This is a genomic window from Streptomyces sp. NPDC043427 (genome assembly GCF_056436655.1).
Map to the genome: position 1 here is coordinate 44,215 of NZ_JBWKCC010000006.1, position 15,469 is coordinate 59,683.

Annotated in this window: 10 protein-coding genes; 4 read left to right on the forward strand and 6 right to left on the reverse strand. The window is 69.0% G+C overall.

What is annotated here, in order from left to right; all coding sequences use genetic code 11:
* Positions 1 to 22: 22 nt before the first annotated feature.
* From AC067M_RS13460 to AC067M_RS13475, 4 genes are all read right to left on the reverse strand, one after another.
* A complete protein-coding gene (locus tag AC067M_RS13460) occupies positions 23 to 1,639 on the reverse strand; it encodes a glycerol-3-phosphate dehydrogenase/oxidase (RefSeq protein WP_478697156.1) in 1,617 nt (538 codons plus the stop codon).
* A gap of 18 nt (positions 1,640 to 1,657) precedes the next feature.
* Positions 1,658 to 3,196, reverse strand: coding sequence for a glycerol kinase GlpK (gene glpK / locus AC067M_RS13465; RefSeq protein WP_478697157.1), 1,539 nt, complete (start codon positions 3,194 to 3,196; stop codon positions 1,658 to 1,660).
* Positions 3,197 to 3,292: 96 nt separating this feature from the next.
* Positions 3,293 to 4,087 (reverse strand): MIP/aquaporin family protein, encoded by a 795-nt coding sequence (locus AC067M_RS13470; protein WP_478697158.1) that lies wholly within the window; start codon positions 4,085 to 4,087, stop codon positions 3,293 to 3,295.
* A gap of 395 nt (positions 4,088 to 4,482) precedes the next feature.
* The gene (locus AC067M_RS13475; RefSeq protein ID WP_133929349.1) at positions 4,483 to 5,247 is read right to left on the reverse strand and encodes an IclR family transcriptional regulator; all 765 of its coding nucleotides are present in this window, start codon (positions 5,245 to 5,247) and stop codon (positions 4,483 to 4,485) included.
* A 382-nt stretch (positions 5,248 to 5,629) separates the two neighbouring features.
* Between AC067M_RS13475 and metH the strand changes: the two genes are divergently transcribed.
* The 4 genes from metH to AC067M_RS13495 all read left to right on the forward strand — a co-directional run bounded on the left by metH (position 5,630) and on the right by AC067M_RS13495 (position 13,719).
* Positions 5,630 to 9,151, forward strand: coding sequence for a methionine synthase (metH, locus tag AC067M_RS13480; protein ID WP_478697159.1), 3,522 nt, complete (start codon positions 5,630 to 5,632; stop codon positions 9,149 to 9,151).
* A gap of 176 nt (positions 9,152 to 9,327) precedes the next feature.
* A complete protein-coding gene (locus tag AC067M_RS13485) occupies positions 9,328 to 10,023 on the forward strand; it encodes an HAD family hydrolase (protein ID WP_478697160.1) in 696 nt (231 codons plus the stop codon).
* Positions 10,024 to 10,457: 434 nt separating this feature from the next.
* Positions 10,458 to 12,059: an ABC transporter substrate-binding protein gene (locus tag AC067M_RS13490; RefSeq protein WP_478697161.1), complete on the forward strand. Its 1,602-nt coding sequence runs from the start codon at positions 10,458 to 10,460 to the stop codon at positions 12,057 to 12,059.
* 73 nt (positions 12,060 to 12,132) lie between these two features.
* Positions 12,133 to 13,719: an ABC transporter substrate-binding protein gene (locus AC067M_RS13495; protein ID WP_478697162.1), complete on the forward strand. Its 1,587-nt coding sequence runs from the start codon at positions 12,133 to 12,135 to the stop codon at positions 13,717 to 13,719.
* Between the two features lie 82 nt (positions 13,720 to 13,801).
* On the opposite strand, the gene AC067M_RS13500 is transcribed toward AC067M_RS13495, so the two are convergent.
* Together AC067M_RS13500 and AC067M_RS13505 are read right to left on the reverse strand one after the other, a co-directional pair.
* Positions 13,802 to 14,473 carry a response regulator gene (locus AC067M_RS13500; RefSeq protein WP_030606450.1) on the reverse strand — a complete coding sequence of 224 codons (672 nt, stop codon included), beginning with the start codon at positions 14,471 to 14,473 and terminating at the stop codon, positions 13,802 to 13,804.
* Positions 14,474 to 14,487: 14 nt separating this feature from the next.
* Positions 14,488 to 15,432 carry a RecB family exonuclease gene (locus AC067M_RS13505; protein WP_478697163.1) on the reverse strand — a complete coding sequence of 315 codons (945 nt, stop codon included), beginning with the start codon at positions 15,430 to 15,432 and terminating at the stop codon, positions 14,488 to 14,490.
* Positions 15,433 to 15,469 lie beyond the last annotated feature (37 nt).

Genomic DNA, 15,469 nt, shown 5'->3' on the forward strand with positions numbered 1-15,469 from the left:
AGTGGGCCGGCCGGCGGTGGGTCTACTTCTTGTCGAGGAGGTCCTGGACCTTCGCGCGGACCTCGTCCGTGGCCAGGCCGCGGATCGTGAGGGTCGTGCGGCGGCGCAGCACGTCGTCCGGCGTCTCGGCCCACTCGTTGTCGCGGGCGTAGACGACCTGGGCCCAGATCTCGGGGGCGTCGGGGTGGACGCGCTCGCCCAGTTCCGGGTTGTCGTTGGCGAGGCGGGCGATGTCGAAGGCCAGCGAACCGTAGTGCGTGGCCAGGTGCTTGGCCGTGTCCGCCGCCATGCGCGGGCCGGGCGCCGGGCCGTCGACCAGCAGACGGTGGGCGACAGCGCGCGGGTTGGCGACACCCGGCAGCGGCAGCTTCTTCGGCAGCGAGGAGATCGGCTCGAAGTCGTCGCCCAGCGGGTGGCCCGGCAGCGCCTCCAGCTTCTTCATCACCGTACGGCCGATGTGGCGGAACGTCGTCCACTTGCCGCCCGCGACCGACAGCATGCCGCCGCGGCCCTCCGTGACCACCGTCTCGCGCTTGGCCTTCGCCGTGTCACCGGGGCCGCCCGGCAGCACACGCAGACCCGCGAAGGAGTACGTGATCAGCTCGCGGCTCAACTGCTGGTCGCGGATGGAGAACGCGGCCTCGTCGAGTATCTGAGCGGTGTCCTTCTCGGTGACCGAGACATCCGCCGGGTCGCCCTCGAACTCCTCGTCGGTCGTGCCGAGCAGCAGCATGTCCTCCCAGGGGAGGGCGAAGGTGATGCGGTACTTGTCGATGGGGGTGGCGAGGGCGGCCCGCCACGGGGAGGTCCGCTTCAGGACCAGGTGCGCGCCCTTCGACAACCGGATCGAGGGCGCCGCGTTCGGGTCCTCCATGCGGCGCAGGTGGTCGACCCACGGGCCGGTCGCGTTGAGGACGAGACGGGCGTTCACGCCGAACTCGTCGCCGGAGGTGCGGTCGCGCAGGTCGGCACCGGTAACCCGGCCCTTGGTGAAGCGCAGGCCGGTCACCTCGGCGTGGTTGAGGACAGCCGCGCCCGCCTCGACGGCCGCGCGGACCGTCATCAGCGCCATCCGGGCGTCGTTCATCTGGTCGTCGCCGTACACGGCCACGGCCTTGAGGTTGTCGGTGCGCAGCTCGGGCACGTCCTGCGCGGCCTTGGCCGGCGAGAGCAGGTGTCCGACACCGTCACCGAACGCCGACAGCGCGGAGTAGGCGAAGACACCCGCCCCGAGCTTCGCAGCGCCGTGCGGCCCGCCCTTGTACACGGGGAGGTAGAACCTGAGCGGGTTCGCCAGGTGGGGGGCCACCTGGCGGGAGACCGCACGGCGCTCGAAGTGGTTCTCCGCCACCAGCTTCACCGCGCCGGTCTGCAGGTAGCGCAGACCGCCGTGGAGCAGCTTGGAGGAGGCGGAGGAGGTGGCACCGGCGAAGTCGCCGGCGTCGACCAGGGCCACCCTGAGGCCGGACTGCGCGGCGTGCCAGGCGGTGGAGATGCCCAGGATGCCGCCGCCGATCACGAGAAGGTCGTACGACGCCCTGGAAAGCTGCTCCCGGGTCTCGGCGCGGCTCGGGTTGGAGCCGGACGCCGGGTGGGTCCCCAGGGCAGGCGCGGACTGCAGGGTGGACTGACTGGTCATGCGGTTTCTTACTCCTCGTCAGTTTTCGTCGTCGATCCAGCCCATGGTCCGCTCGACGGCCTTGAGCCAGCTCTTGTACTCACGGTCGCGGGTGTCCGCGTCCATGCGGGGCGTCCACTCGGCGGCCCGGCGCCAGTTGGCGCGCAGGTCGTCGGTGCTGGTCCAGAAGCCGACGGCGAGACCGGCGGCGTAGGCGGCGCCGAGGCAGGTCGTCTCGGCGACCATCGGGCGCACCACGGGCGCGTCCAGGAAGTCCGAGAGGGTCTGCATCAGCAGGTTGTTGGAGGTCATGCCGCCGTCGACCTTGAGCGCGGAGAGCTCGACGCCGGAGTCCTTCGTCATGGCGTCGGTGATCTCACGGGTCTGCCAGGCCGTGGCCTCCAGGACGGCGCGCGCGAGGTGCGCCTTGGTGACGTACCGGGTGAGGCCGGCGATCACACCGCGGGCGTCGGAGCGCCAGTACGGGGCGAACAGACCGGAGAAGGCCGGCACGAAGTAGGCGCCGCCGTTGTCCTCGACCGTCAGCGCCAGGGTCTCGATCTCGGCGGCGGTGGAGATCAGGCCCATCTGGTCGCGCATCCACTGCACCAGCGAACCGGTGACGGCGATCGAGCCCTCCAGGGCGTAGACCGGCTTGTCGTCGCCGATCCGGTAGCCCACCGTGGTCAGCAGGCCGCTGTAGGAGTTGATGATCTTCTCACCGGTGTTCATGAGCATGAACGTGCCGGTGCCGTACGTGGACTTGGCCTCGCCCTCGGAGAAACAGGTCTGGCCGAACAGGGCCGCCTGCTGGTCGCCGAGCGCGGAGGCGACCGGGATGCCACCGAGCAGGTCACCGAGCTTGCCGCCGGTGATCTCGCCGTAGACCTCGGCGGAGGAGCGGATCTCCGGCAGCATCGCCAGCGGGACGCCGATGGACTCGGCGATCTTCTCGTCCCACTCCAGCGTGTGCAGGTTCATCAGCAGGGTGCGGGAGGCGTTGGTGACGTCGGTGTAGTGCTTGCCGCCGTTGACACCGCCGGTCAGGTTCCAGATGACCCAGGTGTCCATGGTGCCGAAGAGGATGTCGCCCGCCTCGGCGCGCTCGCGCAACCCCTCGACGTTGTCGAGCAGCCAGCGGGCCTTGGGGCCTGCGAAGTAGGAGGCGAGGGGGAGCCCGGTCTCGCGGCGGAAGCGGTCCTGGCCGACGTTGCGGCCGAGCTCCTTGCACAGGGCGTCGGTGCGGGTGTCCTGCCAGACGATGGCGTTGTGGACGGGCTCACCGGTGTTCTTGTCCCACAGGAGAGTGGTCTCGCGCTGGTTGGTGATGCCGATGGCCTTGATGTCGTCGCGGGTGATGCCCGCCTTGGCGATGGCGCCGGCGACGACCTCCTGGACGTTGGTCCAGATCTCGTTGGCGTTGTGCTCGACCCAGCCCGGCTTCGGGAAGATCTGCTCGTGCTCCTTCTGGTCGACGGAGACGATGCGGCCGTCGCGGTCGAAGACGATGCAGCGGGAGGAGGTGGTGCCCTGGTCGATGGCTGCGATGAAGGGGCCGGCGGTGTGGGCGTCGGTCACTGTGTACTCCTGAGAAATCAGTGGTTATGGGGCTTTACGTACGGCGCGTGCTGTGGAGTTCCCGGGTCGGGCTCGACGGTGCCGAGCCCGGTGCCCTCAAGCGAATGCGACGTTGTAGATGCCCGCAGCGATCGCGCCGCCGACGAGCGGACCGACCACCGGGATCCAGGCGTAGGCCCAGTCCGAGCCGCCCTTGTTGGGCAGGGGCAGGAGGGCGTGCACGATACGCGGACCGAGGTCACGGGCCGGGTTGATCGCGTAGCCGGTCGGCCCACCGAGGGAAAGGCCGATGGAGACGACCACGAGCGCGGTGACCAGGGCGCCCAGGGTGCCCAGGCCGTTGCCCTTGTCGTTGAGGCCCTGCGTGAGGACGGCGAGCACCAGTACGACGGTGCCGATGATCTCCGTGGCGAGGTTCTGCCAGACCACCCGGACCTCCGGGCCGGTGGAGAAGACGCCCAGCACCGGGCCCGCGCCCTTCTCCTGGGCCTCGACGGCCTTGGCCGCCGTGGCCTGCGCACCCGGGCCGCCGACGATCTCCTTGTCGGTGAGGTGGGCGTGGAACTGGCCGTAGTAGGCGACCCAGACCAGGGCCGCACCGATCATGGCGCCGAGCAGTTGTCCCGCGAAGTACGTCGGGACGTTGCTCCAGTCGTTGTCCTTGATCGCGAGTGCGACGGTCACAGCCGGGTTCAGGTGGGCGCCGGACAGGGGCGCCGAGGTGTAGACCGCCGTGAGTACCGCGAAGCCCCACCCGAAGGTGATGGCGAGCCAGCCGGCGTTGCGGGCCTTGGAGGCCTTCAGCGTGACGGCGGCGCAGACGCCGCCGCCGAGCAGGATGAGTATGGCGGTACCGATGGTCTCGCCGATGAAGATGTCGGAGCTGGACACCCGCGACTCCTTTGTCCTTCGTCCAGGGGAAACCGAACCCCGGGTCCCTCCGGGGGTCTGGCGCCCTCGGGGGTGAGAGCGATGCCGGCCCTTGGCGTTGCCACACTCTAGCGCGTATTGCCGGTAGGTGTTCGACAATGCCGACCGATGGACGGGAGTCTTGTCCGGCGTCACACGTGCGTCAAGAGTTCTGTTATCGAAAACCTGATCGTTACTGATCGCGGTGGGTTGTCGATCTCACGAGGCCAGAGCGCGAGGCCAGAGGGTGGCGCCGGCGCAAGAGGCAGGAGCGAGGCCGGAGCCCGGGTCGGCGAGCCGGATCTCCAGGCCGCAACGACGAAGGCCGGGTACGCCCTGACGGCGTCCCGGCCTGCTGGTGCGCTACGGCGTGCTGCTCAGAAGCGCCCGGCACCCAGGTCGCGCGAGACCGCGCGGGCGCAGTCGCGGACCGCCGCGATGAGCTCGGGGCGCAGCTCTCCTTCACGGCAGACGCGCTCGACCGCGCCGGTGATGCCGACCGCGCCGACCGGCATACGGCGCCGGTCGTGGATGGGGGCGGCGATCGAGGCCACGCCCTCCCAGGTCTCCTCGACGTCGGCGGCGTACCCACGCGCGCGCGTGATGTCCAGGAGCTGCTCGAACGCCTCCGGCTCGCACACCGTCCGGTCCGTGAAGGGCTTGCGGTCGGCCTCCAGGGCCTCGCTGTGCGCGACAGGGTCGTAGGCCGACAGCACCTTGCCCAGGGCGGTGGAGTGCAGCGGCTGCATGGCCCCGATCTCCAGGACCTGCCGGCTGTCGTCGGGCCGGAAGACGTGGTGCACGACCAGCACGCCCTGCTGGTGCAGCACGCCCAGATGGACGCTCTCCCCGCTGGAACGGGCCAGGTCGTCCGTCCACACCAGCGCGCGCGCCCGCAGCTCGTGGACGTCGAGATAGGTGGTGCCCAGGCGCAACAGCTCCGCACCCAGCTGATAGCGCCCGGAGGCGTCGTCCTGCTCGACGAACCCCTCCTGCTGGAGGGTGCGCAGAATGCCGTGGGCGGTCCCCTTGGCCAGGCCCAGCGACGAGGCGATGTCCGAGAGGCCGAGTCGCCGCTCACCACCCGCGAGCAGCCGCAGCATCGCGGCCGCCCGTTCGAGCGACTGGATGTTCCGTGCCATCGCCGTCCTGCCTCCGTCCCCATCGACCGCATCGACCGCATCGACCACTTCGACCGCTCACACGCGGCAGCGCTGCCGTCGTTCGGCAATGTCGAACACTACCGGTCCATGCCGACCTCTCGCTAATGGTCGGTCAATACGTGTTCCGCCAGGCGTCTTCCGCGAGCGACCCGGAGGTGGCCCGAGCGTGATCCCGCAGGTCGTCCGAGCGTGCCCCGGCACCCGGCCCGGCCGCCACGCTCGTCCGTCCCGTGGACGCCCTGACCATAAGCCCACCGTCCCGGCTACCCTGGCGGCGTGCGCCCTCCTCGGGTGAGCTCTGTCCGGGTCAGTCCGGGGAACGCGCAAAGCCGACAGCCGTCGCATCAAAGGGAGCCCCTTCATGGCCTCAGTGCCGCCGACCCCTTCCGCCGACAGCCGGGCCCGCGTGTCCGCGCTCCGTGAGGCGCTCGCCACCCGTGTGGTCGTAGCCGACGGAGCGATGGGCACCATGCTCCAGGCGCAGGAGCCGACCCTCGAGGACTTCGAGAACCTCGAGGGCTGCAACGAGATCCTCAACGTCACCCGCCCGGACATCGTCCGCTCCGTCCACGAGGCGTACTTCGACGCCGGCGTGGACTGCGTCGAGACCAACACCTTCGGCGCCAACCACGCGGCCATGGCCGAGTACGACATCGCCGAACGCGTCTTCGAACTGTCCGAGTCCGGTGCCCGTATCGCCCGCGAGACCGCGGACACGTACACCGCCCGCGACGGCCGGCAGCGCTGGGTCCTGGGCTCCATCGGCCCCGGCACCAAGCTGCCCACCCTCGGCCACGTCCCGTACGGCACGATCCGTGACGGCTTCCAGGCCAATGCCGAGGGCCTGCTCGCCGGCGGCGCCGACGCCCTGATCGTCGAGACCACCCAGGACCTGCTCCAGACCAAGGCCTCCGTCCTGGGCGCCCGCCGCGCCCTGGAGGCGACCGGCACACAGGTGCCCCTGCTGGTCTCGATGGCGTTCGAGACCACGGGCACCATGCTGCTCGGCTCCGAGATCGGCGCCGCGCTCACCGCGCTGGAGCCGCTCGGCATCGACATGATCGGCCTGAACTGCTCCACCGGCCCGGCCGAGATGAGCGAGCACCTGCGCTATCTCACGCGCCACTCCCGGATCCCACTGCTGTGCATGCCGAACGCGGGCCTGCCCATCCTCACCAAGGACGGCGCCCACTTCCCGCTCGACCCGGAGGGCCTGGCGGACGCGCAGGAGAACTTCGTCCGCGACTACGGCCTGTCCCTGATCGGCGGCTGCTGCGGTACGACCCCCGAGCACCTGCGCCAGGTCGTCGAGCGCGTCCGCGAGCTGAGCCCCGCCGAGCGGAGCCCGCAGCCCGAGCCCGGCGCGGCCTCCCTCTACCAGTCGGTGCCCTTCCGCCAGGACACCTCCTACCTGGCCATCGGAGAGCGCACCAACGCCAACGGCTCGAAGAAGTTCCGCGAGGCCATGCTGGAGGCCCGCTGGGACGACTGCGTGGAGATCGCCCGCGAGCAGATCCGCGAGGGCGCCCACATGCTGGACCTCTGCGTGGACTACGTCGGCCGTGACGGCGTCGCCGACATGGAGGAACTGGCCGGCCGCCTCGCCACCGCCTCCACCCTGCCGGTCGTCCTGGACTCCACCGAGGTCGACGTCATCCAGGCGGGCCTGGAGAAGCTCGGCGGCCGCGCGGTGATCAACTCCGTGAACTACGAGGACGGCGACGGCCCCGAGTCACGGTTCGCGAAGGTCACCCGGCTGGCCCAGGAGCACGGCGCCGCGCTGATCGCGCTCACCATCGACGAGGAGGGCCAGGCCCGCACCGCCGAGAAGAAGGTCGAGATCGCCGAACGGCTCATCGACGACCTGACGGGCAACTGGGGCATCCACGAGTCGGACATCCTCATCGACTGCCTGACCTTCACCATCTGTACCGGTCAGGAGGAGTCCCGCGGGGACGGCGTCGCCACCATCGAGGCGATCCGCGAGCTCAAGCGCCGCCACCCGGACGTCCAGACCACCCTGGGCCTGTCGAACATCTCCTTCGGCCTCAACCCGGCCGCGCGCATCCTGCTCAACTCCGTCTTCCTCGACGAGTGCGTCAAGGCGGGCCTGGACTCGGCGATCGTCCACGCGTCGAAGATCCTCCCGATCGCCCGCTTCACCGAGGAAGAGGTCCAGACGGCCCTCGACCTCATCCACGACCGCCGCACGGAGGGCTACGATCCCCTCCAGAAGCTCATGCAGCTCTTCGAGGGCGCCACCGCCAAGTCCCTCAAGGCCGGCAAGGCCGAGGAGCTGGCCGCGCTGCCGCTGGAGGAGCGCCTCAAGCGCCGCATCATCGACGGTGAGCGCAACGGCCTGGAGGCCGACCTCGACGAGGCCCTGCAGGAACGCTCCGCCCTCGACATCGTCAACGCGACCCTCCTGGACGGCATGAAGGTCGTCGGCGAGCTGTTCGGCTCCGGCCAGATGCAGCTGCCGTTCGTCCTGCAGTCCGCCGAGGTGATGAAGACCGCGGTCGCGTACCTCGAACCCCACATGGAGAAGGTCGAGGGCGACGAGGCCGGCAAGGGCACCATCGTCCTCGCGACCGTGCGCGGCGACGTCCACGACATCGGCAAGAACCTCGTCGACATCATCCTGTCCAACAACGGCTACAACGTCGTCAACCTGGGCATCAAGCAGCCGGTCTCCGCGATCCTGGACGCCGCCGAGGAGCACCGCGCCGATGTCATCGGCATGTCCGGACTCCTGGTCAAGTCCACGGTGATCATGAAGGAGAACCTGGAGGAGCTGAACCAGCGCGGCCTGGCGGCGAACTTCCCGGTCATCCTCGGCGGCGCCGCCCTGACCCGGGCGTACGTGGAACAGGACCTGCACGAGATCTACGAGGGCGAGGTCCGCTACGCCCGCGACGCCTTCGAGGGCCTGCGCCTGATGGACGCCCTGATCGGCGTCAAGCGGGGCGTGCCGGGCGCGAAGCTGCCGGAGCTGAAGCAGCGCCGGGTCCGCGCGGCGGCCGGTGCGGAGGTCGAGGAGCGGCCGGAGGAGGGCCACGTCCGCTCGGACGTCGCCACCGACAACCGCGTCCCCGAGCCGCCGTTCTGGGGCACCCGCGTCATCAAGGGCATCCCGCTCAAGGACTACGCGAGCTGGCTCGACGAGGGCGCCCTGTTCAAGGGCCAGTGGGGCTTGAAGCAGGCCCGCACCGGCGACGGACCGACGTACGAGGAACTCGTCGAGACCGAGGGCCGGCCCCGGCTGCGCGGCCTGCTGGACCGGCTCCAGACCGAGAACCTCCTCGAAGCCGCCGTGGTCTACGGCTACTTCCCCTGCGTGTCCAAGGACGACGACCTGATCCTCCTGGACGAACGCGGCAACGAACGCACCCGGTTCACCTTCCCGCGCCAGCGCCGCGGCCGCCGCCTCTGCCTCGCCGACTTCTTCCGCCCGGAGGAGTCGGGGGAGACGGACGTCGTCGGCCTCCAGGTCGTCACCGTCGGCTCGCGCATCGGAGAGGAGACCGCCCGCCTCTTCGAGTCGAACTCCTACCGCGACTACCTCGAACTGCACGGCCTGTCCGTGCAGCTGGCGGAGGCCCTCGCCGAGTACTGGCACGCCCGGGTCCGCTCCGAGCTGGGCTTCGCGGGCGAGGACCCGGCGGAGATGGCCGGCATGTTCGAGCTGAAGTACCGGGGCGCCCGTTTCTCCCTCGGCTACGGCGCCTGCCCCAACCTGGAGGACCGCGCCAAGATCGCCGAACTCCTCCAGCCCGAGCGGATCGGCGTCCACCTCTCGGAGGAGTTCCAGCTCCACCCCGAGCAGTCCACCGACGCCATCGTGATCCATCACCCGGAGGCGAAGTACTTCAACGCACGGTGACGGCGCAACGCACGGTGACACCGAACGCACCATGACCTCGAGGAGACGCCCGGCGCCCGCACGGCGCCGTACGTCTCACACAGCGCGCTGATCCGATAAGTCGTACACTGGTCGGTCCACTGCAGGCCGGTTCCCGCGCGGGAACCGGCCTGCTCGTCCCCCAAGGAGGTACGTGGATGACCAGTACGGTCCCCGCACTCGGAACCCGAACGGCCGAAGGCTCCGCCCTACAGGCTGTGTTGTTGGACATGGACGGCACCCTGGTCGACACCGAGGGTTTCTGGTGGGACGTCGAGTGCGAGATCTTCGCCGGTCTGGGACACACCCTGGACGAGTCCTGGCGCCATGTCGTGGTCGGCGGCCCCATGACCCGCAGTGCGGGATTCCTCATCGAGGCCACGGGTGCCGACATCTCGCTCGACGAACTCACGGTCCTGCTGAACCAGGGCTTCGAGAAGCGCATCGGGCACGCCCTGCCGCTGATGCCGGGAGCCGCCCGGCTGCTGGCCGAGCTCGCCGCGCACGAGATCCCCACGGCCCTGGTCTCGGCCTCGCACCGGCGCATCATCGACCGCGTCCTGACGTCGCTCGGCCCCCAGTACTTCGCCCTGAGCGTGGCCGGCGACGAGGTGCTCCGCACGAAGCCGCACCCCGACCCCTACCTGTTCGCCGCCTCCGGACTCGGTGCGGATCCGGCGAGATGCGCGGTCGTCGAGGACACCGCCACCGGTGTCGCCTCGGCGGAGGCGGCGGGCTGCCACGTCGTGGCCGTGCCCTCGGTCGCACCCATCGCACCGGCCGCCCGACGCACCGTCGTGACCTCGCTGGAAGAGGTCGACCTGACATTTCTGCGCGGGTTGTTGTCCAACTGATGACAGAAATGCGCTGGGTGTTCACCCAGCGTGCGGAGGCGGAAACCAGGGAATTCGACGCACGCCCAACCAGGGAATTTACGACCTTGAGGCGATCGAATTCCAGGCGGAGCGACCTCTTTTAGGGGTGTGACGTTAGACACCCCACAAGGGGTCGACACGGGATCTCATGTGTGCTTTGCACCCCCGTTCGGGGGTCCCTGGCGCGCCCTTGTGTCCCGATTGGTGAGACCCTGCACGAATCCTTCCCCTGTCGGGTTTTCGGTGTGTCCACGCCCGGTTTCGCTGCGTGATGGCTACTCAACTCCGGTGACTGCGGGCGCTCGTGCAGGTGCGGACTAATCTCGTCGCGAGAACATCGCCGTTACCCCCGTGATCCGCCGCGACACCCATGCATGCCGGGTACACGGAACCGACTCTGGAGAAACTCGAGCATGAACCGCAAGACCCTGGTGCTGCCGGCCGTGGTCGGCCTGATCGCGCCCGTGCTCGCCGCCTGCGGCGGGTCCGACAGCGGCAGCGGTGGCGGCGACGCCATCGTGGTGGGCACCACGGACCGGTTCATCGCCACCAAGGACGTCCCCGCCCCGCTCGACCCCGCCTACGCCTACGACGTCGGCACCTGGAACATCCTGCGCCAGACCGTGCAGACCCTGATGATCCAGCCCAAGGGTGAGGGCGACCCGGTCCCGGAGGCCGCCGAGAGCTGCGTCTTCACCGACAGCGGCAACGAGCGCTACGAGTGCAAGCTGCGCCAGGGCCTGAAGTTCTCCAACGGAGACCAAGTCACCGCCGAGGACGTGAAGTTCTCCATCGACCGCGCGCGCTCCATCAAGGCCGACTCAGGCGTGTTCGCGCTGCTGTCCACCATCGACACCGTCGAGACCAAGGGCGACCGCGACGTCATCTTCCACCTGAAGACCGCCGACGCCACCTTCCCGTTCAAGCTGTCCACCCCCGTCGCGGGCATCGTCAACCCCGACGACTACGACAAGGGCAAGCTGCGCGACGGCTTCGACGTGGACGGTTCCGGCCCGTACACCCTCAAGGCCGAGACCAAGGACGACGAGATGGTCAAGGCCGTGTTCACCAAGAACCCCGACTACAAGGGGACGTTGAAGGTGAACAACGACCAGGTCGACATGGTCTCCTACGCCGACGCCGACGCCATGGGCACCGCCCTGGAAAAGGATGACATCGACGTCATGTCCCGCACCATGTCCCCGGAGCAGATCAAGAAGCTCTCCAGCAACTCCGGCGACGTCGACATGGTCGAACTCGACGGCCTGGAGATCCGCTACCTGGGCTTCAACACCGACGCCCCGGCCGTGAAGACCAAGGCTGTACGCCAGGCCATGGCCCAGCTCGTCAACCGCAGCGAACTCGTCTCCCAGGTGTACGGCACCCAGGCCGAACCGCTGTACTCGCTGGTCCCCGCCTCCGTGACCGGCCACTCCAACGCGTTCTTCAACAAGTACGGCGACCCCAGCACCTCCAAGGCCAGGTCGCTGCTGCAACAGGCCGGCGTCTCCACCCCGGTGAAGCTGACGCTGAACTACACCACCGACCACTACGGCCCGGCCACCAAGCAGGAGTTCGAGGTCCTGCAGAAGCAGCTCAACAACAGCGGCCTCTTCGACGTCACCATCAAGGGCACCCCCTGGGACACCTACGTCCCGGCGGAGCGCAAGGGCCAGTACGCGGTGTACGGCATGGGTTGGTTCCCCGACTTCCCCGACGCTGACAACTTCCTCGCCCCCTTCCTCGACAAGGACAACTTCCTCAAGTCGCCGTACGCGAACAGCCGGATCATCAACACCCTGATTCCGGAGTCCCGCCGCGAGGCCGACCGCCTCGCCGCCGCCGGTACCCTGACTGACCTTCAGGACACCGTCGCCCAGGACGTTCCCGTACTGCCCCTGTGGCAGGGCAAGCAGTACGTCGCCGCCCGCGACGACATCACGGGCACGGCGTACGCGCTCAACTCCGCCTCCACCCTCCAGCTGTGGGAGCTCGGCCGCGGTGTGAGCGGCTGACACTCCTTGAGAGCCCGGGGCCCATGACCACGACCCCGGGGTGACGTAGAACCCGACGACAAGGCACACCCAAGTGAAGATGCGCAACCAGTGGCCGGTCCTGCCGATCGTGGCTGGTCTGGCCTCCGGCCTGCTGACCGGATGCGGCACGGAGAGCGGCGACAACGGGGGCAACGGCTCCACCGTGGTGATGGGGATGTCGGACGACGTCCTCGCCACCGACCCCGCCTCCGGCTACGACCCCGGCTCCTGGCTGTTGTTCAACAACGTCTTCCAGTCGCTGCTGAGCTTCCCCAACGGAGGCACCGAGCCGCAGCCGGAGGCCGCCAAGGAGTGCTCCTTCACGGACACCCGGGCCAGGGTGTTCTCGTGCACGCTGAAGGACGGCCTGAAGTTCAGCAACGGCGACTCCCTCACGTCCGAGGACGTGAAGTTCTCCTTCGACCGCATGCTGAAGATCAACGACGAGGCCGGCCCGGCGATCATGTTCCCCATGCTCGACAAGGTCGAGACGCCGGACGACAAGACCGTCATCTTCCGCCTCAAGGTCCCCGACGCGACCTTCCCCAGCAAGCTCGCCTCCGGCGCCGGCTCCATCGTCGACCACCGGCAGTACGACGCCGACGGGCTGCGCAAGGACGGCGAGGCCGTCGGCTCCGGCCCGTACAAGCTGGACTCCTTCGGCGACGACGAGGCCGTCTTCTCGGTCAACGAGAACTACAAGGGAACCGCCGAGGTGAAGAACTCCGGCGTCACGCTGAAGCTCTTCCACGGCGACCAGTCCGCCCTGAAGAAGGCCCTCCTCGACGACAAGGTCGACCTCGCCTACCGCGGTCTCACCGCGAGCGATGTCACCGCCATCCAGGAAGGCGACCCGGACTCCGGCGTCGAGGCCGTCGAGGGCACCAGCGCCGAGGTCCAGCACCTCGTCTTCAACATGGACGACCCGGTCGCCGGCAAGCTCGGTGTCCGCAAGGCCATCGCCTACCTGATCGACCGCGACGCCCTCATCAAGAACGTCTACCAGGGCACCGCGAGCCCGCTGTACTCGATCATCCCGGCCGGTATCGCCGGCCACAACACCGCGTTCTTCGACCGCTACGGCGCCAGCCCCTCCAAGGCCAAGGCCGCGGACGCGCTCAAGAACGACGGCATCACCGGCAAGGTCAAGCTCACCCTCTGGTCGACCCCCTCCCGCTACGGCCCCGCCACCGACCAGGAACTGAAGGCCATAGCCGGCCAGCTCAACGCCAGCGGCCTGTTCGACGCGGACGTGAAGTCCGTGGCCTACGGCAAGTACGAGAAGGACATCGAGGCCGGCAAGTACGGCGTCTATGTCAAGGGCTGGGTGCCGGACTACCCGGACGCCGACAACTTCACCGCCCCGTTCTTCGGCGAGGGCAACGTGCTGAGCAACAACTACGCCAACAGCACCATCACCGACACCCTCATCCCCCGGACCGCCGCCCAGAGCGAACGCGCCAGCACGGACGAGGACTTCGGCCGCCTCCAGGACATCGTCGCCGACCAACTGCCCGTCCTGCCGGTCTGGCAGGCCAAGCAGTACGCGGTCGTCCGCGACAACACCTACGGCCTGCAGTACTGCCTCGACGCCTCGACCGTCTTCCGGTTCTGGGAGCTCAGCAAGAGCGACGACTGATCGACGCTTGATTCGTGAACATGCGCGTAGGGCGCCCCCTGTGGAAGGGGGCGCCCTACGCGTGTCCGAAGCCGTCCGCCCGCTACTGCGCCCCGGGACGCACCAGACCGCTCTCGTACGCGTACACCGCGGCCTGCACCCGGTCACGCAGCCCCAGCTTGGTCAGCACGTGCCCCACGTGGGTCTTGACGGTGGTCTCGCTGACGAACAGGTCAGCGGCGATCTCCGCGTTCGACAGACCGCGCGCCACCAGCTTCAGCACCTCCACCTCACGGTCGGTCAGCGTGTGCAGTGTGTCCGGCACCGGCTCGTCGCCGGAGGGCAGATGCGTGGCGTACTTGTCGAGCAGCCTCCTGGTGATGCTCGGCGCGAGCATCGCCTCACCGGCGGCCACCACCCTGATCGCCTGCACCAGCTCGTTGGCCGGCGCGTCCTTCAGCAGGAAGCCGCTGGCACCAGCGCGCAGCGCCTCCACCACGTACTCGTCGAGGTCGAACGTCGTCAGCACCAGGACCTTCGCCGGGCCGTCCCGCCCCGGCCCGGTGATCTGCCGGGTCGCCTCCACGCCGTCCATCCGCGGCATGCGGATGTCCATCAGAACCACGTCGGGCTGCAAGGCCCGCACCTGATCGAGCGCCTGAAGGCCGTCTCCGGCCTCGCCCACCACCGCGAGGTCCTGCTCGGCCTCCAGGATCATCCGGAAGCCCGTACGCAGGAGCGGCTGGTCGTCGACGAGTAGGACGCGGATGGCCACGTAAGTCTCCTTCGCTAGTCCGGCCCCATTCTGCCCTGCGTGACCTCGCCGGACTCGGCCGCCCTCACCGGCAACGGCAGCGGATAGGGCGGGGGCGTGCCGCCGAACTCCGGACAGTGCGCCTGGTGGTCGCACCAGCCGCACAGCTTCGTGGGCCTGGGCCGCCAGTCACCCGTGTGCGTCGCCAGACGAATCGCCTCCCACAGCGCGAGCAGCTTGCGCTCCACCCGCTCCAGGTCGGCGACGACCGGGTCGTACGTCAGCACGTCACCGCTGCCGAGATACACGAGCTGGAGCCGACGCGGGACCACCCTCTTCAACCGCCAGACGACCAGGGCGTAGAACTTCATCTGGAACAGGGCACCCTCCGCATACTCAGGCCGCGGCGCCTTGCCCGTCTTGTAGTCGACGATCCGCACCTCACCCGTCGGAGCCACGTCCACGCGGTCGATGATCCCGCGCAGCGTCAGCCCGGACTCCAACTCGGTCTCGATGAACAGCTCCCGCTCGGCGGGCTCCAGCCGCGTGGGGTCCTCCAGCGTGAACCAGCGCTCCACCAGCCGCTCCGCCTCACCCAACCAGCGCGCCAGCCGCTCGCCCTCCGGATCGTCGGCGAACAGCTCCACGACCTCCGGCCGACTCTCCCGCAGCCGGTCCCACTGGCCGGGGATCAGCGACTTGGCGCGCGGCGCGGTGCGCTCGGCCGCCGGGGCGTCGAAGAGGCGCTCCAGCACCGCGTGCACCAACGTGCCCCTGGTCGCCGCCTCACTCGGCTTCTCCGGCAGCCGGTCGATCACCCGGAACCGGTACAGCAACGGGCACTGCATGAAGTCACTCGCACGCGAGGGTGACAGGGAGGCGGGCGCTATCGCGACGGCCTTCGGCTCCACGGCCTGCGCCTCGTCCGGTACGACACCGTCGCTGGGGGATGGCTCGACGCCCTCGGTGCTGGTCTCCATGACCACAGACCATACGGCCCGCCACTGACAGTGACCC